At 62.2% G+C, this 2,797-nt stretch carries 2 protein-coding genes and 1 pseudogene; 2 read left to right on the plus strand and 1 reads right to left on the minus strand.

What is annotated here, in order from left to right; all coding sequences use genetic code 11:
• Positions 1-934: GntR family transcriptional regulator (locus tag FEM54_RS29730; RefSeq protein WP_138453976.1), on the minus strand; the 934-nt coding region annotated here is incomplete at its 3' end.
• 335 nt (positions 935-1,269) lie between these two features.
• On the opposite strand from FEM54_RS29730, the gene FEM54_RS29735 reads away from it, so the two are divergent.
• Positions 1,270-2,601 (plus strand): amidase, encoded by a 1,332-nt coding sequence (locus tag FEM54_RS29735; RefSeq protein WP_138453977.1) that lies wholly within the window; start codon positions 1,270-1,272, stop codon positions 2,599-2,601.
• 11 nt (positions 2,602-2,612) lie between these two features.
• Positions 2,613-2,797, plus strand: a pseudogene (locus FEM54_RS29740) (polysaccharide deacetylase family protein); the annotation flags it as partial.

Consider the following 2,797-nt stretch of genomic DNA (forward strand, 5'->3'; position numbering starts at 1 on the left):
CCTTCAGGCGCTGCAACATACGCTGCCGCGCCCGCTGCAAATGCTCGCGCAAATTCAGCGCCGCCGCATCAAATGCCCCATGCAGCAACAACTCCAGAATCAAGCGATGTTCGGCGAGCATGGCGGGATCTGCGCCGATTCCCAGTAAACGGTAAAAAATACGACTGATGATCATCGGGCTCTGGCCTTGGCGGATCAGCGCGGCGATCTTGCGGTTTTGCAGGCCGGCCAGGCAGCGTTGGTGCAAGTCCTCTTCGATCTGTTCGATGGTTTCCAGGCTGCAGTGTGGGCTTTGCTGGGCATCCAGCACGCGCTGCAACATCGCTTCGAGCATCTCGCGGTCCAGGTTTGGCGCACTCTGGCGCAGCGCTTCGGGTTCCAGGCAGGCGCGTAGTTCGTAGTCTTCGGTGACTTCCCGCGCGGTCAACGGCCCGGCCAGCCACTGGGAGTAGGGTTCTTTTTCCACCAGGCCACGGTCGCGCAGGCGCATCAGCGCTTCACGCACCACCGCGCGGCTGACGCTGTAGTGGTCAGCGGCGGCTTGCTCGTCCAGGCGGTAGTGGCCAAAAGCGATACATGTGGACAGCGCCGCGCCGATTTCCTCGACGATCCGCTCACCCAGCGGCCGCGTATCCACCAACTCAGCTTCGCCATCAAGGCCCAGGTGCGCATGGCTCAGGGGCAAGCGCAGCGGCTCCATGACCAGGCCTTTGGGGTTGATCAAGTAACCTCGGCCACTGAAACGGCAGATCAAGCCCTCGTCATGCAGCAGGTCCAAAGCCTTGCGGACTGGAACGCGGCTGGTGCCGAACAGCTCGGCCAGCGGCGCTTCCAGCAACACCAGCCCGTGGCGCGCAGTGCCGTTAACGATCGCATCACGCAACAGTTGGTGAATCATCGCGTAACGGGAGGCCGAGGCGGACACTGCTTTCATCGTGTTCTCTTGGGCGTGTAGGAAATTGGTCGGGGATTCTCTCATAGATGCACCTGTCACTCTGCGCTACAGCGGTGGCACTTTTTTGGGGCCGCCAAGAGAGAAACGTTACTTTTTGCACCAAAATGTATTTATTAATAAAAGATACATTATTTCAATTCGGGCCAGGCCATGCACGTGCGCCGATATTTTTTGCAGCCTGCAAAACCATCTATCCCGCTGGTGTTGACGTTATGGCTTAGGAACACCACAACACGTCCAAAGAGACTGGCACGAAATCTGCCTTTGTAAAACGTACATTTTATTAATATGTACGTTTTGTGAGGGTCATCTTGATGTCAGACGCCACCTCAATGGCCCAAGCGTTCGCCAGCGGTCGCAACGACCCGGTGCAGGCACTGGAGCAGGCACTCGTCCACGCGAGCATGGCGCCCAGTGTCTTTATCTCCCTGACCGCCGAGCGCGCACGCCGTGAGGCCGAGGCTGCCGCCGCGCGCTGGCGTGCCGGGCAGCCTTTGAGCGCATTCGATGGCGTGCCACTGGCCTGGAAAGATCTGTTCGACGTGGCCGGCAGCATCACCACCGCAGGCGCCGCCTATCGCCGCAAGGCTGCGCCGGCCTTGGTCGATGCGCCCAGTGTCGGGCTGTTGTGCCGCGCCGGAATGGTCAGCCTGGGCAAGACCAATCTCAGTGAACTGGCGTATTCCGGCCTGGGCCTGAACCCGCATTTCGGCACGCCCCATAACCCCAATGGCAGCGATCAACCGCGCATTCCCGGCGGCTCGTCGTCGGGCTCGGCGGTCGCTGTGGCGGCGGGGATCGTGCCCATCGCCATGGGCACCGACACCGCCGGCTCGATCCGCATCCCCGCAGCGCTCAATGGTGTGGTGGGCTACCGCAGCAGCTGTCGGCGCTACAGCCGTGACGGTGTATTCCCGCTGGCGCACACCCTCGACAGCCTCGGCCCGCTGACCCGCAGCGTGCGCGATGCGCTGGCCATCGACGACCTGCTCAACGGCCGCACGCAACAGCACGTCGCCCGTAGCCTCAAGGGCCAGCACTTCGTCCTTGAGCAGGGCACGTTGGAAGACATCGAGCCCGCCGTGCGCAATAACCTGCTGCGCGCGGTGGACCAGCTCAAGGCTGCCGGTGCGCTGATCGAGGTGCGCGCGTCAGCCACCTTCCAGGCCACCCTCAACCTGATCAAGCAGGACGGCTGGCTCGGCTCATTCGAAGCCTTCGCCCTGCACGAAAACTTGTTGGACAGTCGCGATGCCGAGCAACTCGACCCGCGTGTACGTCGCCGCCTGGAGGCCGCGCGTGAATTGCCTGCCAGCCAATTACTGCACCTGATCGACGCGCGTCGCCGCTTGCAACTCCAACTGGTCGATGAACTCGACGGTGCCGTTCTCATTACCCCGACCGTCGCCCATGTCGCCCCGGCCCTTGCACCGCTGCAAGCCGATGACGAGCTGTTCGTCAAAACCAACCTCGCCACCCTGCGCCTGACCATGCCCGGCAGTTTGCTCGACATGCCTGGCGTCAGCCTGCCCAGCGGCCGTGATGCCCTGGGTTTACCCACCGGCCTGCTGCTCAGCGCCCCAAGCGGCGAAGACGCACGTCTGCTCAGGGCCGCACTGTCGGTCGAAACCACCCTGAATTTTTAAGGAGACATACCATGGCTAAAGACATTCTCTGTGCATTTGGCGTCGACGTAGACGCCGTCGCCGGCTGGCTCGGCTCCTACGGCGGTGAAGACTCGCCGGACGACATCTCGCGCGGCTTGTTCGCAGGTGAAATTGGTGCGCCGCGCCTGCTCAAACTGTTCGAACGCTACGGCCTGCGCACCACCTGGTTTATTCC

This window comes from Pseudomonas edaphica (genome assembly GCF_005863185.1).
Classification (GTDB): Bacteria; Pseudomonadota; Gammaproteobacteria; order Pseudomonadales; family Pseudomonadaceae; genus Aquipseudomonas; species Aquipseudomonas edaphica.